Origin of the sequence: Acinetobacter sp. 161(2023) (genome assembly GCF_037027805.1) — a bacterium.
GTDB lineage: Bacteria > Pseudomonadota > Gammaproteobacteria > Pseudomonadales > Moraxellaceae > Acinetobacter.
This window is the reverse complement of the sequence record NZ_JAZEYD010000010.1, coordinates 83,740-101,919: the sequence shown is the minus strand read 5'-3', so window position 1 is coordinate 101,919 and position 18,180 is coordinate 83,740. Positions and strand designations below refer to the sequence as shown.

Genomic DNA, 18,180 nt, shown 5'->3' with positions numbered 1-18,180 from the left:
TAAAAAATAAATATATAATTAATAGCATTACAATTTAATTTTCTTATTATGTCAACTCAACGTTTAAAATTAGAACTGCCGTCAGGACACGATCAATTATTACTTCACTCTTGTTGTGCTCCTTGTTCAGGAGAAGTTATGGAAGCCTTGATCGAATCAGAAATTAAATTTTCAATATTTTTTTATAATCCTAATATTCATCCAGTAAAAGAATATCTCATCCGTAAAGAAGAAAATATTCGTTTTGCAGAAAAGCATAATATCCCATTTATCGATGCAGACTATGACACCGACAATTGGTTTGCTCGAGCAAAAGGTATGGAAGATGAACCCGAACGTGGTATTCGTTGTACCATGTGTTTCGATATGCGATTTGAACGAACTGCCCTTTACGCACATGAACACGGCTTTAGTCTCATCAGTAGTTCACTCGGAATTTCGCGTTGGAAAAATATGGCGCAAATCAATGACTGTGGAATTCGTGCCGCTGCTCATTATCCTGAAATTCATTACTGGGACTATAACTGGCGTAAAAATGGTGGTTCAAGCCGGATGATTGAAATTAGTAAACGAGAAGAATTTTATCAACAAGAATATTGTGGCTGCGTATATTCTTTACGAGATACTAACCGCTGGCGCATGGGTAATGGGCGTGATCGAATTAAACTTGGTGTTAAATTTTATAGTAATGCCATGGAAGAAGATTAAAAATTCTATAGGTATTTAAAAATAAATATTTAATTAGTTTTCTAATTTTTTAGCCGTAAATAAAAAAAGAGCCACATCTGGAGAATGTGGCTAAAAGGTGTACTTAGACGAGCTTTGATGTTTTTATAATAATTAAGCTAGCTTAAAATAAGATTAACAACTTTTTAAATTTAAAATATTTTTAACTTTAATTAAATTTCATGAAATTATTAAATTCAACTCAATATTTCACCGTCTTCATTAAAAATAAAATTAGTCTATATTTTATATACAATATTGAAAAAGTTAACTATTTTCCTTTTTGATGCTAAAGGCTAGTTTCTTAATATTTTCTATAATTTCATCAGGTTGATGTGCAGCATAGCCAATAAGTACACCGGCCTTCTTGTTCGGCATCTGACAATATCTTGATAATGGCTGAATCGCTAAATCCAAAGCCGAACAATGATCAATAAATTTTTGCTCTGTCCATGCACCTTTTAACCAGCACACTGCATGAATACCTGAATCTGTTGGTTGAACACTAAGCACATTTGAAAGATTGTCATTAATAGCTTTAGTCAATGCTTGTTGACGCTCATAGCAAGCTTTTCGAACTTTACGTACATGCCGAGCATAGTGGCCTTTTTGTATAAATAGAGACAAAGCCACTTGTTCTAAATAAGAACTTCGAACATCGGTATAATATTTGGCTGCACTAAATGTTTCGATCAATGCTTCAGGCACAACCATGAAACCTAAACGAAACTCAGGAAACATCATTTTGGTAAAAGTACCAGAGTAAATAACTCTTTGCTGCTGATCTAAGCCTTGTAGAGCTTGAATGGGATGTGTGCCATAGCGAAACTCACTATTATAGTCATCTTCAAAAATCCATTTTCCCTGTTGAGATGCCCAATCAAGTAATGAAAAACGGCGAGCTAAACTTAAAATTCCGCCTACAGGAAACTGATGTGAAGGCGCGGTATAAACAAGTTTGCTTTTTGGATAATGATGAATAATGTCCGAAATTTGCATTCCCTCTTCATCACTTTCAATAAAATTTACCTGAGCACCAAAACTTCTAAAAATATTAAAAGCTGCGTCATAACCTGGTTCGTCTAGACACACCTCATCATTTGCTTGAAGTAAAGCATAGCCAGCTAGATGAATGGCCTGCTGCGTTCCATTGACGATAATAATTTGCTCTTCGTTGCAGTTTAGGCCTCGGGTTGAGCGAACATATTCACAAATTGCCTGACGCAAAGGTAAATAACCCCTTGGGTCGTGAAATTGACCAAGCTGATAATAAGACTGCCGCCAAGCTTGAGCTAATAACTTCCCCCAAAGTTGATGAGGAAATAAATCAACACATCCTACTCCCACATGGAACATTTTTTTCTTTGGACTCGACCATGACTGCTCTCGCCATGAAGTTAATAACGCTTCCATATTCGGATTAATATTTAACAAATACTGATTGGCTAGTGTAGTTTTTTTTGATTTTTCCTTGATATGTATTAACTGATCTGGCACAACCTCAGCGACATATGTACCAGAACTCGGTTTTGTAAATAAATATCCTTCATCAAGTAAGCGTTCAAGCGCAGCCAATACAGAATTTCGTGAAATCGACATCATTTCTGCTAAAGCACGACTTGAGGGTAATTTTGTTCCAGCAATAAGCCTTCCATCTAAAATGGCATCTCGTAAAGCCGAATATAGTCCATCTTTAATCTGACCCTTTGGCAAAATCAAATGTGGAAAAGATGCAGAAATCGAAATTGCCATGACAAAGTGGTACTTTAGAAAATATCAAAAGTGTATCTTATAAAAATACCACTATCAAAACTACACTCTAGTTGTCGACTTTCTAAAACTTTAAAACAGAGTGTAATTATTATGCAAAACCAAGATATTCAGATTGTCCCTGTTCAACAGCAGGACTATTCACAATGGGAAAAATATTGGCTTGCTTATCAAAATTTTTATCAGGTAAATTTACCCCTTCATGTCACAAAAGTGACTTGGGAACGTTTTTTCGATAAAAATGAACCCGTTTATTGTGCTGTTGCCAAACAAGGCGAGCAAGTTTTGGGAATTGTGCATTATGTTATTCATCGCTCAACATGGGCAGAAAATAATTATTGTTATTTAGAAGACCTGTTTGTTTCACCTGAAGCGCGTGGTCAACACATTGGTAAGCAACTCATTGAGTATGTACAAAAGCAGGCAATTGAGTACAACTGTGATCGTTTATATTGGCACACTCAAGAAACCAATCACACGGCTCAAAAACTCTATGACTGGATTGCACAAAAGCCAGGAATAATTGAATATCGTATGCCCTTGAACTAAAAAAGTGAAAACACCAAAAGCTGGAGTTCTTTTGGTGTTTAAATTTTAGTAAGAATAAGCTTAATCACTTTGTCATTAACAGTTAAACATTGGTTAAATGCTGCAAAACGTTTGAGCTCTTGATCTAGTTCAAAAAAGAAATGCTCTTTATCTTTGATTGTTTTTTCTAGATGCAGACTAATCACTTCTAATTCTTTTATAGACCGATGTGCTTTGCAATCTAGTCGGCCTACCAACTCATCTTGATAAAGAATAGGTAAACAAAAATAACCATATATTCGTTTGGCCGCTGGCACATAGCATTCGATTCGATAATCAAACTCAAATAAAGAAGTTAAGCGGTCACGATGAATAAGCGAGTTATCAAAAGGCGAAAGTATTTTTAAACCAAAATCACTAACAACCGTTTGTTCTATTGCCGCCACATCAACATATAGCGTTTGACCATACTCAAGTTTAATTGTTGATACCGCACCTGCATCAATCTGCTCATTAAGTACGACACGCATAGTTTCTTTTAAAGCTTTTCCCTTTAAATGAACCAATTGCTTCCATGTAAATGCACCATGTGCTCGTAGTGTGGTATTAAATAAATAATGTGCATATTCATAAAGCGTAGGCATACTCAAATCAATATTCTCAGGCAAGCAACGCTCAGTCAAATCATAGACTTTTTCCATTCCATTACGCTCACAGATCATCAGGTCACCCTGCATATATAACTGCTCAAAAGCACGGCGACCTGGACCTGTATTCCACCAACTCCCCAAACTCTTTTTATTATTCTTATCAATATCTCGTAATCGAATTCTACCCTCCGCACGAACACGGGCTAGAATTTCATTCATGAGGTGTTGATCACCTCTATTGAAATAACGGCTTTCTCCTTTTCTGACAGACATCATGGCAGGCAGTGCATAGCGATAATCTTTCATAGGAAGATAAGACGCCGCGTGATACCAATATTCAAAAATCTGATGCTCTCGAACAAGATTATTTAAATGACTTAGATCGTAATCAGGCACTCGGCTCCACAATATATGGTGATGAGCACGCTCAACAACCGATATAGTATCAATCTGCACATAACCTAAATGTTCAATAGCTTGTAGAGTTCCGTCCATACCTTTGGCAAACGGACTAGTCTTTCCTAAGCCTTGATTAAATAAAGTGAGCTGTTTTAAAAAAGAGGTCATAGAAAGCTCAATTGGCTAATGATATTGATATGGGCTAGTAGTCATACGAATATGAGATTGGCTCAAGTGAAATCAGTTTCCTGCAAATACACTAAACATTGCAATAAGAGCAAAAGAAAAAATACCAAAGGTAATGCCAAAAACCATAAAATCGCACGCTTATTCGCTGAGAATATTATTTTTGCAGCAAGATAAGTCGCGAAATGGATATATGGCATATCCATTTCGCGAACATTAAGAAAAACGCTTTAGGTTTAAAACATAATTTTGCGATTTGTTTTGGGCTAATCACTGAATCGATTTTTATGTTCTATATTTTAGGTTCCGTAAACATATTTACTCTTTTTAATTTATATCATTCAAACTTTCGGCAATAAGTTTTTCTGCCATTTCTTGAGTTTTTCTCAATCCAGGCATACGGAATTCACTATGGCCATAATCTTGAATAGATTTCCAACGTCCGCCCCACGTGAGCCCAACTGATTCAGCAACTTGCCCATATAAACGATAGCCTTGCATAGCCCATGGATCACGTTCAGAAATAACCACTTTACCATTCCGTTTAAATGCCACATCTGCTGCTAAACCAAATTGATGGTAACTCTGATACCCTTTTGCCTTGGTTGTATTTGGATTACCTGCCAACATATTTTGGCGTCCGGGGCTGCGATAACCTTCAAGCAGCACAAGCTCATAGCCATATTGCTCTTTCATAATTTTAAAGACCATAAGCAAACGTTGCTTATAGCGTGGATTCATTTTGTCCCACTTACGATTGACCATGTTTGTATCTAAAATTGCACGACCATCGAAACTTACTTTATCAATAGGTGAAGAATTAACCACGCCACCATCTTGAGAAGCATGCTGCTGTTCCAATTGCGTCGCTTCAACAATTGCTGCTGCAATCAGACCTTCATCAACTTCAGGCGGAGGTGATAAAATTTCTCCATTTAATAATGTATAAATTTGAGGATCCGTTTTTTTAAGATATTCAGCTTCAATCCGAGTTGAGCTGATCGGGCGAGTAAAGGCAAAAACTAAAATACTGGCAAATAAAAAAAATCCTGCAATCACAATCCACCATTGCTGTAAATGCCAATGGGATTGTAATTTTTCAGGTGCGGCTGCCTGATTCATGGTTTGGGCAAATTGCCTTACTTGATTCAGTTGCCTGCGTCCCTGAGGTAATAACGATAAAACAAATGTTCTACCCTTACTTCTTAATTCGTATGACATTAAAAATGCCAGCCCTATAGCAAGGCAGGCAAAACAAAAGAAAATTAGAAAAATCATCATGAATTTACTAATTCACCGCAAACGGACTACGAGTAATTTTAATGTCAACCGAAGCTTTTGGTGGCTCTATCTCAGCTTCTGGTTCAACTTGAGCCTTATTAGCCTCAGCAGGTTTCACTTGAGCGACCTTAGGTTGAGTAATAGTTTTTTTCTGAGCTGGCTGTATTGGTTGAGTAGAATTAACCACAACTTGTTGCTTAGGTGCTACCCGTTCCCCTGTTAACTGGGCATCAAAAGGTGAAACCCGTTGTTGATTCGGAGTTGTATTTTTATGAGGAGCAGGTTTAAAAATACCACTCAGTTCATTTTCTTTAGGCTGATCAAAACCGTCATGGCTCACTGGATCAGCTTGCTCTTGCTGATCCGCTGCAGCTTGTCCATGTACAGAGGAGTTCGACATTAATACTTGATCATGTTCCTGATCTTGATTTGATTTATTCTCAACAGTTGTAGGATCTGACGAATACGGTTGAGACAAGAACAGGAATAGTGAGATGCTTACAAACACCCCAGCAATAACACCAATCACAATATAAAGTATGGGTGATTTCGGCTTTTTTTTATTCGACTGTAAAACTCGAATAGAAGTTGGTTTTTCCTGAGCCATTTCGTACCATCATCAAGGTAAATAAATTGTAATATGTGCTTGCTCTTGAGGAGCAGAAATCACATTTTGATAATTAGATAATGCTTTATCATTTTGATTATTCAACATAAACCTTAGCCCTGCAAAGGTAAGGAATGCAAAAATCAATAAAAATATCAAAATCCAGAAGAAAGGTACTTCTCGATGAATAATATTTCGTATCTGATCGGGAATGGCAGAGAACGGCGAAAATGCGACCTTTTTCCCTTTCAAATAGTCAATTTCATCACCGACTCTTGATACTAAATGGTTGAGACTTTCCGTAGATTCAATTCGGTATTTACCCTGAAAGCCTAATAAAAGGCAGTAATGAAATACCTCTAAAGCAGCTAAACGATCTTTTCCACGGCTACGTAATTGTTCCAATATTTCAAAGAAGCGATAACCTGCTAACTGAGAACCAAACAAGCTCAATTGCAATGGGCTAATTAACCAAGCATTTTGCAAATTAAAATAACTTGGGTCTTGTTGCGTTACGATCGTTTCATCAATCAAAGCACAAAATGCATATTTAGCATCATGAATATCATCAGCTGAAAATTGCAACTTTTTGGCTTGTTGCTCAAATTGATTGAGTAAATTTAAGATTTTTTCACGAAACTGCTGAGCGTCTGCCGGCACATACTGATTTCGAATCAGAAATACCAAATAAAAACCATCATGCAGTAAATCAATAAGATTGATTGCCTGTAGTTTTGCTTGAGACTGGCTATTATTGTTCCCGCCCGTTCCAATCTGCCCATCATCAAATAAAGAAGGAGCACCTGTGGATTGTGACATTTTTCTCTCCTTTACCGTTAAGCGTTCATGACCGCAATCAGTTCAATACTGATATCTTGGAAACCAGCCGGAACATAAATACAAATCGTTTCTGAATCTAACATACGTTGGTAAAGCTCATGATGCGGTTCAATTTCAAAATAACTCACGCCAGAACGTACAGGTATCGCAGTTGGAACTTGAATTAAGTGATGCAATGGAATCGCAGGTAATGCAGCAACTACACGCTGCTCTACATCTAAAGTGCTACCAATCTTGAATCGTAAAGGCACAATCTGGATCAATTCATGTGTCTGCATTGCGCTACTTGATACTGCAATATAAAGTCGAGTGTCTCGAGTAATTTTATCGGTTTCAATACTTCCTACCCAATATGAAGGTCGGATTTCTTTAAGCGCAATGCTGATGTAACGACTCGAAATAATCGTATCGAGTAAATCACGTAAAATCGTGTCTAACTGCGAAAAACTTTCTTGTAAATTATGGTGTTTATAAGCAGGCAACTGATCGACATCATAGGCAGTCGAGAAAGTTAATAATGAACCTGCTAAACGCAATAATTCGAAGAACAAACGTTCTGGATGGATTTGTGGATATTGCACAAAATGATTCAGACCAGCATGAGCTGTATTTAAAGCATTCACTAACCAGAACGAAACAATATCACCTGAACGAAATTCAATTAATTTCTGTTCATTTTCTCTATTATTAGTTTGAATCGTCTTAATTTTTGCCTTAATAACGTTCAGTGTTCTTTTTAAATTTGAGATAAGTGTTTCAGATGCATCTACATGCAAAATTGGCGGAATAAACTTTCGGTCAATTTCAAAAGCACCCGAACTTTGACGTTTAATCTTTCCAATAGGTAAATATAAAAAACCATCTAAATTATGGTCAGGATTACTATGTACATCTAATAATTTAAAAACAGCACGGCGGCGGAGCAAACTAATATCCGCTTCGGTTGCGTTAGTAAAAAGATCATGCGTTTCGACAAGGTGAGATTGATATCTACCCTTTTGTGCCTGGTTTTGATCAATTAAATTTTGCTTATTTGCTTGTAAGAGTGGCAATGCTAAATAGATTAGCATCTCTCCACGTAAATTAAGATCATCCAATAAAATTGGCTCAGGCAATAGATCATATGCAGGCGCCTGATAAATTTCTCCATCTTGCCAAATCATCTCTACAGACTCTAGAGCAAGAATATGCGTGCTCAATTGAGCTTCATCGAAACTGAGTTTTTGAACACCATATGAAAAAGGTACAACTGCACGAACCGTATGATTCAACCGTTGTTCATGATAGGTATCTTGAATTTGGAAATGTTGAGGTCTTAAAAATAAACCTTCGCCCCATAGGACTTTTTCAGCTTTAAACATATGTCTTTACCAATCTTTATTCGTATTCATTTTTAGGCTGCACACCTAACATTTCCTGAACCATTTGCAATGGATGCTCATCTTTAATGACTTGTGCTAGCCATTCATGTAACGGCATTTGACTCCATTTAATGGTTTTTTGAAGCATATAGCTCACAGGGCTATGAGGTTCGTTTGCTTGAAAGTAATCTGCGATTTCTTGCAACACTTTCATTGCTTGCTCACGATTGGCCAAGTGAGTTTGGGCTTGAGGCTGAAAACCGGGCTGATCTGACACAATTTGTACAGGCACTTGATTTTCCATAGATGAGCTTGTAATGATCGCAGTCTGTTCTTGGATTGGAGTAAGCTCAGTACCAAAAGCCTCTGCTTTATAAATCTTGCGTAATGTGCTGTGAATTGTTTCAAATGCTGAATCAATTGCACCAAAACTCGGTGAGTCTAATCCCATTAAATGGTCAAGGGTTTGCTTTAGAGCATCCCACTCGGTTAAGACTGAACTAAAATCTTGATAATTAGAGTATTGGAAAGTTTTAGACGTATTGAAAATTGCTTGATCGAATTGTTCTAATTCCGAAGGTCCAGACTGACTATCGTAATCTTCAGTTTGTTTACGGCGAACATTTTCGTGATAAAGAAAATTATCGTAATCAAGCAAATTATAATAAGGAGCTGTATTGGTTAAAGAGACTTTCTTTAACAACATTGGTAGTTGATTAATTAAACCCTGTAATAAACCAATGCGTTGATCTAAGTCATCATCTTCAATAACAGGATGAATTTCCTGCCAGTATTGATTCAGCATGGTATGGCTTAAAGTTAAACCTTTAGCCATACCATTAAAACCATAAAGATGCGTCCAAGCTTCTAAGAGCCAAGTTAATAGACGAATATCTTTTGTATTCTCTTTTAGCAAAACACTCGTTTTATTTGATACAAAATCCCAGTCGGCTTGTTTGCGCTCAGCAACCCAATCACCTTGATCTAACAATAAATCATCTTGTGTTTTCGCTTTTTTGATTTCATGAAATTCATTAGAAAATGAAAAGTCATCACCACAAGGTAAGCTATTGCTAATGGGTTCAAGGAGTTCAGAAATATCAATATTCATCTAATTTTAGCTCTATTCAATTTAAACTTCTGACTTCAACTTTTTACTGGTCCTTTTTTTAGCAGCTTTTGCAACCGGATCTAGTAAATATTGAATTTCGTCATCTTTAGCATCAATCATGATAATTTTTGGCAACTTTTGCTCAGCTAAAGCCACCAAAATTTCTGTAGCCAGTGCAGGTAACACCGTAGAATTTAAAATATTATCAACGTTACGAGCACCACTATCCACTTCTGTACAGCGGCTTAAGAGTAGCTCTACCAAGTCATCAGAATATTGGACTTGTGTACCGTATTGTTTCTCAATTCTTGCAGTGATCTTGCCTAACTTATGTTTAATAATTCGTACGAGTAGGTCGTCATGCAATGGGAAATATGGCACAACTCTCATTCGGCCTAAAAATGCAGGTTTGAATTGCTTATATAAACTTGGTTTTAAATGGTCAATCAACTCTTCAGCTGTAGGCCATTCTTCTACAGGCGTATTTAAGCACGCTTGCATAATCGCGCTTGATCCAGCATTTGAAGTCAACAAAATAGTAGTGTTTTTAAAGTCAATTACTCGTCCTTCCCCATCTTCTAAAGTACCTTTATCAAATACTTGATAGAACAGTTCCTGAACATCACTATGTGCTTTTTCAATTTCATCAAGCAATACAACACTATAAGGATTACGGCGAACAGCTTCTGTTAAAACACCACCTTGACCATATCCCACATACCCAGGAGGTGCACCTTTAAGTGAAGATACTGTGTGTGCTTCTTGATATTCAGACATATTGATAGTGATTAAATGCTGCTCACCACCATATAATTCATTTGCTAACGTTAATGCCGTTTCAGTTTTACCAACACCACTTGGTCCCACCAAAAGGAAAACACCTTGTGGCTTATTCGGATCTTCAAGTCTTGCTTTTGAAGTTTTAATGCCTTGAACTAATTGTGTAAGTGCATAATCTTGCCCCATTACACGCTCGCCCAATTTATCTTCAAGCGTTAATATCTGTTTAATTTCATCATTAACCATTTTTCCAACAGGAATTCCGGTCCAATCAGAAATAATTTCATTAATAATTTGAGAGTTTACTCTTTCAAATACTAGTGGTTGCTGGCCTTGAATTTCAGCAAGATCTTTACGCAGTAAATTAATCTGGTCATAAGCTTCAGATTCATTAGAATGATTTTGTGCTTCTAACTCCTGAATTTTATGAACAAGTTCTAATTCTTTTTTCCACTGCTCTTCAGTTTCATGAATCTCTTTTTGCAAAGATTCTAAATTAGCTTTTAAAGTTTCTAATCGTTCATGATGAATTGGAATCTGACGATGTTCATTTTCTAAAATTTGCTGTTCAAGCTTTAAGTTATGCTCTTGGGCTTTTAACTGGTCAAGCTTTACAGGTTGGGCATTTTGGGTCAACGCGACACGTGCTGCTGCCGTATCAAGCACACTAACTGCTTTATCTGGAAGTTGACGACCACTAATATATCGATGTGAAGAGTGAACCGCTGTAACGATCGCCTCATCATCAATTTGTAATTTAAAATGCTGCTGCATGACTGGAATCATCGCGCGCAACATGTCTACCGCAACGTCTTCGGTTGGCTCTTCTACTTTTACAACCTGAAAACGTCGGCTCAATGCAGCATCTTTTTCAAAATATTGTTTGTATTCTGCCCAAGTTGTCGCAGCAATCGTACGTAACTCACCACGTGCAAGCGCTGGTTTTAAAAGATTTGCAGCATCATTTTGCCCTGCTTGTCCACCTGCACCAATTAAAGTATGCGCTTCATCAATAAATAAAATAATAGGATGCACCGAGGCTTGAACCTCTTGAATCACTTGCTTTAGACGATTTTCAAATTCGCCTTTAACACTTGCACCAGCCTGTAAAAGTCCCATATCCAATACATGTAAATGGACATTTTTTAGGGCGTTAGGCACTAAACCTTGAGCAATTTTTAAAGCTAAACCTTCCACGACAGCTGTTTTACCAACCCCTGGCTCTCCAGTTAAGATGGGGTTGTTTTGCCGTCTACGCATTAAAATATCGAGCATTAGGCGAATTTCATATTCACGCCCAATAACCGGATCTATACCGCCTTGTTTCGCTTTTTCAGTTAAATTAATCGTATATTGATCAAGTGCTGGTGTTTTAGCAGTTTTGGTATTTGCTACAGTCTCGTCTATTGGTTCAGCTGCAGCAGAAGGTGTTTTTGTTTCATCTTGTTGTTCAGCACTCTTTTCACAAATTTCAAGAAACTTATGTTTCATTGAATCAATTGGTAAGAGATCAAATAAACTCGAAGCACGAGTCGCAATTTGATATAAATCAGGTGCAGTTAATAACGCAACTAATAAATGACCACTGCGAATAACTGGATTTTGCTCAGCCGAAGCCAATAACCATGCTTGTTCAAACAAACGAACAATAGATTTAGCAAAAATAGGTGTTCGTGAATTACCTTTAGGTAATTGAGAAATTGTTTCTTTTAAATCATCAGCTAAAGCTTCAGATGAAATTTTATATTTCTTTAATAAAATCTTTAAATCATTCTCTAAAGATTGATTAAGTAACTCTAAGAATAAATGCTCAATTTCAATTTCGTAATTTTGTTGAATAACACAAGCATTAGCCGATTTTTCTAAAGCAGTTCGCGAAACTGTAGAAAGTTTTGTAATTAAAATTTTTAAATTACTCATCATTACTCTCAATATTTTTAAATAATTTAATGCTTAAAATCATAATGCCTGTATATTAACAAAATTCAGCTTTATCAGACAAACTACTCATCATTTCAAGCATTAATATGTTTTAGTAGATATTTATAGCTATATAAAATATCTCTGCCCTTACCCTTGATTTACTAAACTCTGTTTGGGCAATAATTTACAGCCGCATGATAATGAATCATTTACGCGCGCTGCTGATTTACCCATAACAAGCATATTCGGGTCTCCCGATACAATCGTAGAAACCGTTTTATGTGCCGGGCAAGTAGCCTTATCTCCCACACAGGAAATTGCAATTCCATCAATTAAAAACGTGCTATTACCAGAAATGACTTGCCCACCACCTGTGGTTGGGCATCCAATCGTAATGTAAGGGCTAGCCATGTTCTTCTCCTTATATTTATAGAACAGTAAACTCAATTCGACGGTTTTTCTTTCTGCCTTCTGGAGAAGTATTATCAGCGACTGGTTTAGAAGAACCCAAACCTTCCGCAGATAAATGGTCTGCCGGAATACTCTTACTAATCAAATAGTTTTTTACTGCTAATGCACGATCTTGGCTAAGTTTTAAGTTTTTAGTCGCATCGCCTGAACTATCTGTATGTCCCACGATTTTGACTTTTTTGCCACCAACTTTATTTAAGGCAACAGCCATCTCATCTAGAATTTTTTGACCTGCAGCAGTTAAAACCGCACTTCCAGATTCAAACTCAATAATGCGATTTTTAAGTGCATCATCAATAATTTTTTGCTCAGCCTGATTGACTGATAACTGTGAATAGAGTTGATATGGTGGCTGTACTAACCCTTGAAAAGACTGAATGGTAGATTGAATATCTGTTGGGTTTAGCATTTTTCCACTCAATTCAAATCGAGTACCATTTACGCTTAATTTACCTTGCGATACTTTTTTAAGGTCAGATGTGATAACTCGTGTAACAGAATCACTCCATCCATTTGGAGCAGCTACGGGTCTCACTTGTATTTTATCTACAATCTGATCTGCACCATAAACAGACTGCATTTTTTGTAATATAGCCTGCTTACTGGCTTCATTAGGAACTACACCTTCTACAACAATAGGCTGAGCCAAAGCATAATTAGCAATGGCATAGATAAAACAACCTTTTATGAGCTGTGAAAGTTTAGTTTGATATTTTTGATTCATTATTATTCACCCCAAAAAGTCTGTCTAAATAGTTTTAAGCCTTGATTCAAACTCAATTGGCGTTGGCATAATGATTGTTCTAGGGTAGCTAAACCAGCATTCTGCTCCAAATAAGTATCAATCCACTGAGCTTCTATTAAAGAAACCCAATGTTTACTATCCATATTCTGAGTAAAAATATCGCTAAGGGCTAAAATATCAGCACCTTGAAAACCGAAGAATAATACCGGTTGCTCTCGATGTAACAAGCCTATAAGCACCTCAGTATTATGTTCCTTTAAAAAGCGACAAATAATACTGACCCAAAAGGCTGCTATTTCATAACTGTAAGCTGGGTTATTAATAGGCAAAATCAAAACTTTATTTAAACGACTAGTTCCATTTTGTAAAATTGGCTGAAGTAATAATCCCAGCCCAATCATACTTTGAGCTAACTCATAAATACTTAGTTTCATTAACTGAGCAAATGAGTGCATCGTATGATTTTCATAAAAACCAATACACTCTCGCTCAGTTAAAACCTGAATTTGATTTTGTAAGTGACTTAATTTTCCAAGTAACAAATCTGAATCTTTAATTCCTTTTAAAGTACGATTGTTTTGAAATAAATCAACGAGCACATGTTTATAGCTATAGGGCGCATATAACAAGTTCTCATACGGCAAATCAATTTCTAGTAAATGGCTCAGTACCATTGGAAAAGATCGACCTGAACTATCTTCACTTGCAAGCAAGTTCGCCACTAAAAACATATTTTCTTTCGGATTCGCAATAAAGAAATCCAGTGAAGGCAAAGTGCTATAAGCTTCTTTAAAGCTGCCCGATTGCATTGCATATTCCAATGCTTCAGTAATCCACTGATCAAGTAACTGTATTAGAGCATTCTGACCTTTTGTTTTTAAAAAGTCGCCTCGTGCAGGACTTTTGCCGTAATACAGAGGAGTAGTTTTTAATGTTTGCATTATTGCTCCTCCTTTCGCGTAGAGATTATTTTCCATGTCATGGTTTAACTCCCGCAGAAGGCTGAGTGAGTACTGAAACAGGATTTGGTGTTTTTGCTGGAGCTGCTTGAGCTGGTGCCTGCTGAGCAGAAACCACACGAGCTGCGTTATCGGCAGTGACTTTATCAACTAATTGCATACCCGCATAACCACGGCTTGAACCAATACTGCCTGAATTACTGCTGATTAGACGGAAATTCATTTTTACAAATAATGATGGGTCGGTCTTACTACGCCAAAGCATTTCAAATCCACCATTTTGTTCTTTACGCTGAGCACTATCAATTAAACGATTAATACCGTATTCACCCGGCTCATCAAAAATCGTATGTGTTTGGCCTTGTAAATCTACAGCGGTAATACGAGCACCCGGAATACTGCCTTGATTTGGCCAAATAAAGTTAACCCACTGTTGCACACCATTTTCATAAGTCATGCGCTGACCATCAATATCCACGGTATATGAAAGCAACTGTGGATTTGGAATTGGGTAGAACTGGAAGTTAGATTGATTAGTTGCAGGTGCAGCAGGAGCTTGGCTATTCAACTCACCTGTTGCCATGCCATTGGATGGAGTAACATATCTTTGGAAATTCATGACGAATTGAGGATTTAAACTAATTCCTAAATCCTTCCATGTCTTAGACGTTAATGTATAACCACGACGAATCACAAATGGATCAAGATTTTCTTTTACAAAGCGTGAAATACTACCGTTCTCACCCAAGATTTGACCAATTTCACTGCTTGTCGCCTGCAAAGAAGCTGATGAATTAAATGGATATTTCTTAGCAAGATTTGCTGTAAATGGCTGATAGGCTTGCATGACCCATAATTTATTAATTTCATCTTGCGTAGGTGTAATTAAACTCTCGAAAGATTGTGTAAGTGGGCTAACCACTAATTTTTGTAGTAATCGCTGATCAATTTCATTGAAACCAACCGCCATCTTTTCATCTACAATTTTTTGCGTCTGGTTAAATACCGACGTTTGCTCGTTGAGTGTTTGCTTGACCAATGCCATCGCATTAGGACCAATTTCGCCTGCATTCTTAAGTTCATTAAACTTGCTACGAACTAGAGCTAAATTTGTCATATATTCATCAAGCAATGATTTACCTTGTTGATCATCGCGTTTGCGAACCAACTGATAGAACATTTGATATTCTTGAGAAATAGCACCCTGAGCATTCGTTGCCACTTGATTAGCAACCTTATCATCATGATTTAAAACTTTACGTTTAAACCACGCAACAAATCCTTTTTGTGGAGCCGCTAGCTCAGCTTGAACAACTGGGTTATCCCAGTTTGTTTCGATCGCTACTCTTTCAATTAAAGTTCTAATTGGAGAGTTCTGTGGTTCACCTAAAACATCAATATTTTTGACTTGCTGAGCAAATTGGCCAGCTTTAGCATAATGAATACCACTTAAGAATTTTCTCCATTCCGCAATGTATTCTTGCTTATAGAGTGCTGTCAGTTGCTTTCTAATTTGTTCAGGACTTCCTGAGAAAGTTAAATCATCAGATTGACGGCTATTTAGCACCCAGTCTTTACTATCTGTTGGTTTATCTGCAGCTTCTTCAATTGCTTTTTCTACATAGCCACTCCATGCTTTTTGGGTAAATACACCAGGTAATGCATAACTGCCCAAAACAACATTTTTATTTGCCTCACCCACAATCTGACTTACAGTCAAAGCTGGGAAACGTACCGCAGCACGCATTTTTATTTCGTTATAAACACGATCACGCGCGGGCATTCCTCTAACAACAGACAGTAATACTTGGCGTGTTTGATCAACAATTTGTGAATCTGCATCTAAAATTGGGAACTGTTTATCATTCGCTAAAGTCATGGCATATGACAAGACCTGTTCAGCTTCTTGAATCATATCTGCACGTGGCATTTGACCTTTATTTGCATCTAACCAAGAACGCCAGAAACGCGTAACCTGATCACTCAGATGACTAGCATCCATATATTGCGGATTGCTCATCATCAAATACGCTTTTAATGCGTTATAAGCATCTTGAGGATTTGTATCTGAAGGCTCTAAATATTGTTGAGTCTGAGCTGTTTGCTTAATTTCAACATTTGTATGATTTGCTTTTAATGTTGCTTCATTATTTTTTACGCGTTGCAAATATTGGGCAATATTTTGCTGTGTCGGTGTTAAGACAATCTGCTTAACGCCTTTTAAGTATTCGGCTTTTAACTTTTCACGAAGTTCATTACCCTGATATAAACCAAAACTAAACTTAAGTGGTCTATTTTCGTCAAACTCATCTAACTGCTGTAGACGTCTTTGCAAAATAAGTAAAGCTTCTAACTGAGTTGACAATTGCTGGCCCGAAGCTTTCTCTAACTGAACAACCTTGTTTAAATCAGCTTGGACTTCGGCAACCAATTGCTGATTATTACGATATGACCAAACCCATACACCAAGAATAATTGAAACACCTGCCAAAGCACCAATAAATGCAATGTAGCGTTGACGTTTTCTACCCGTATTTACATGCTGCTTAACAAGATCTTTATCTTTTAAAATAACATCTGAAAATAGACCATTTAAGAAATAACCATGGTTAGGGCTAATTTTTGAATGATCTTTTAAATCACTTTGAGCAATTTGAGTCAGCTGGAATTCTTGTGCAATTTGTTCTGTCATTGGACTTTCAATGACACCTTCTTGCAAAGCACTAGTGAAATAGAACCCACGGAAAACAGGCTGAAATTGATATGGATTATCTTCAAAAAGTGTACCAATAAAACTTTTTAAAGCTGGTTTTAAGGTTTTAAATTCTAAGGGGAACGTCATTACGCTTGGTGAGATATTTTGCGAATGACGACGACTTAAGTGAGTCGAACTTACCCCTTTTAGACCATCGTAAAGAATGGTGTAATGTTTTTCGAACAAATCTACCGCGTTATGAGAAGAGCTCTGTTCATAAGGAAGAGTCGCTCCCCAAGCTTGGTTATATTCTTGAGCTTCATAAAATTCAAAGAACTCGGTAAAACCTGCAATTAAGTCCATCTTTGAAAAGACTAAATAAACAGGCACAACTACTTCTAAGCGTTCTGTTAAATCTTGAATACGAGCACGTAAATTTTTAGCAAGCTTTAACGAGTTTTCAGGACTTTGGCTAATCAGCTCAGCAATACTGACAATTAAAATCAAACCATTAACTGGCGCTTTAGAGCGGTTCTTCTTTAAAATATTTAAGAAACCTAACCACTCAGAATGGTCTTCGCTATAAACAGAATAGCGACCCGCTGTATCGAGTAAAATACCTTCTGTAGAAAAAAACCAGTCACAATTTCGAGTACCGCTTAAACCAGCAGATACCATTTTTTGATGCGTTTCTTCAAAAGGAAACTTTAAACCAGAATTATAAATAGCTGAACTTTTACCTGCAGCTGGGTTACCAATAACCATATACCAAGGAAGTTCATATAATGCAGCATTCCCTTTTTTATCACCCAACTTAGATTTACGAATCAGTTGGATTGATTCTTTCATTTGTTGGCTAACAAGCTGAAGCTCTTCTTTATCTTTATTTTTGCCATACTCAGCTTGGTTATCTTTTTCAATCGCTTCAGCTAACTCTTCACCCTGAGCAGCATGCTTTCTTCGTTGAATAAGCCAATAGATACCATAAACAATAAGACCCAAAGCATAGGCAGTTGCTAAAGCCCAGAATATATGGCGAGGAATTGAAGTATATGAAGACATCAATGCCACGAACAATGACAAGGCGATAATTGCTTTAGGATTCGTGATGTACTGCCACAAGTAGCCTAAAATTGTATGCATTCTAT

General features: G+C 36.9%; 14 protein-coding genes. 2 read left to right on the top strand and 12 right to left on the bottom strand.

What is annotated here, in order from left to right; genetic code table 11:
• Positions 1-48 precede the first annotated feature (48 nt).
• Positions 49-708 (top strand): epoxyqueuosine reductase QueH, encoded by a 660-nt coding sequence (locus WA249_RS11365; protein ID WP_336168775.1) that lies wholly within the window; start codon positions 49-51, stop codon positions 706-708.
• Positions 709-993: 285 nt separating this feature from the next.
• Here WA249_RS11365 and pdxR read toward each other — a convergent pair whose 3' ends face one another.
• Positions 994-2,478: a MocR-like pyridoxine biosynthesis transcription factor PdxR gene (gene pdxR, locus WA249_RS11360; RefSeq protein WP_336168773.1), complete on the bottom strand. Its 1,485-nt coding sequence runs from the start codon at positions 2,476-2,478 to the stop codon at positions 994-996.
• Positions 2,479-2,589: 111 nt separating this feature from the next.
• On the opposite strand from pdxR, the gene WA249_RS11355 reads away from it, so the two are divergent.
• Complete coding sequence (locus tag WA249_RS11355; RefSeq protein WP_336168771.1) at positions 2,590-3,045, top strand: GNAT family N-acetyltransferase; 456 nt, start codon at positions 2,590-2,592, stop codon at positions 3,043-3,045.
• A 38-nt stretch (positions 3,046-3,083) separates the two neighbouring features.
• On the opposite strand, the gene WA249_RS11350 is transcribed toward WA249_RS11355, so the two are convergent.
• The 11 genes from WA249_RS11350 to tssM all read right to left on the bottom strand — a co-directional run bounded on the left by WA249_RS11350 (position 3,084) and on the right by tssM (position 18,175).
• On the bottom strand, positions 3,084-4,241 hold the full coding sequence (locus WA249_RS11350; RefSeq protein ID WP_336168769.1) for a winged helix-turn-helix domain-containing protein: 1,158 nt from the start codon (positions 4,239-4,241) through the stop codon (positions 3,084-3,086).
• Between the two features lie 345 nt (positions 4,242-4,586).
• Positions 4,587-5,540, bottom strand: coding sequence for a M15 family metallopeptidase (locus tag WA249_RS11345; protein ID WP_336168767.1), 954 nt, complete (start codon positions 5,538-5,540; stop codon positions 4,587-4,589).
• A gap of 7 nt (positions 5,541-5,547) precedes the next feature.
• The gene (locus WA249_RS11340; RefSeq protein ID WP_336168765.1) at positions 5,548-6,147 is read right to left on the bottom strand and encodes a hypothetical protein; all 600 of its coding nucleotides are present in this window, start codon (positions 6,145-6,147) and stop codon (positions 5,548-5,550) included.
• A gap of 12 nt (positions 6,148-6,159) precedes the next feature.
• Positions 6,160-6,966, bottom strand: a complete 807-nt coding sequence (gene icmH / locus WA249_RS11335) for a type IVB secretion system protein IcmH/DotU (RefSeq protein WP_336168763.1) — start codon at positions 6,964-6,966, stop codon at positions 6,160-6,162.
• Positions 6,967-6,983: 17 nt separating this feature from the next.
• Positions 6,984-8,348: a type VI secretion system baseplate subunit TssK gene (gene tssK / locus WA249_RS11330; RefSeq protein WP_336168761.1), complete on the bottom strand. Its 1,365-nt coding sequence runs from the start codon at positions 8,346-8,348 to the stop codon at positions 6,984-6,986.
• A 16-nt stretch (positions 8,349-8,364) separates the two neighbouring features.
• Positions 8,365-9,459, bottom strand: a complete 1,095-nt coding sequence (gene tssA, locus WA249_RS11325; RefSeq protein ID WP_336168760.1) for a type VI secretion system protein TssA — start codon at positions 9,457-9,459, stop codon at positions 8,365-8,367.
• Positions 9,460-9,480: 21 nt separating this feature from the next.
• Positions 9,481-12,162 carry a type VI secretion system ATPase TssH gene (gene tssH / locus WA249_RS11320; protein ID WP_336168758.1) on the bottom strand — a complete coding sequence of 894 codons (2,682 nt, stop codon included), beginning with the start codon at positions 12,160-12,162 and terminating at the stop codon, positions 9,481-9,483.
• A 147-nt stretch (positions 12,163-12,309) separates the two neighbouring features.
• Complete coding sequence (locus WA249_RS11315) at positions 12,310-12,573, bottom strand: PAAR domain-containing protein (RefSeq protein ID WP_336168756.1); 264 nt, start codon at positions 12,571-12,573, stop codon at positions 12,310-12,312.
• A gap of 16 nt (positions 12,574-12,589) precedes the next feature.
• On the bottom strand, positions 12,590-13,357 hold the full coding sequence (locus WA249_RS11310) for an OmpA family protein (protein WP_336168754.1): 768 nt from the start codon (positions 13,355-13,357) through the stop codon (positions 12,590-12,592).
• Between the two features lie 2 nt (positions 13,358-13,359).
• Positions 13,360-14,319, bottom strand: a complete 960-nt coding sequence (tagF, locus tag WA249_RS11305) for a type VI secretion system-associated protein TagF (protein ID WP_336168752.1) — start codon at positions 14,317-14,319, stop codon at positions 13,360-13,362.
• A gap of 37 nt (positions 14,320-14,356) precedes the next feature.
• A complete protein-coding gene (gene tssM / locus WA249_RS11300) occupies positions 14,357-18,175 on the bottom strand; it encodes a type VI secretion system membrane subunit TssM (protein WP_336168750.1) in 3,819 nt (1,272 codons plus the stop codon).
• Positions 18,176-18,180 lie beyond the last annotated feature (5 nt).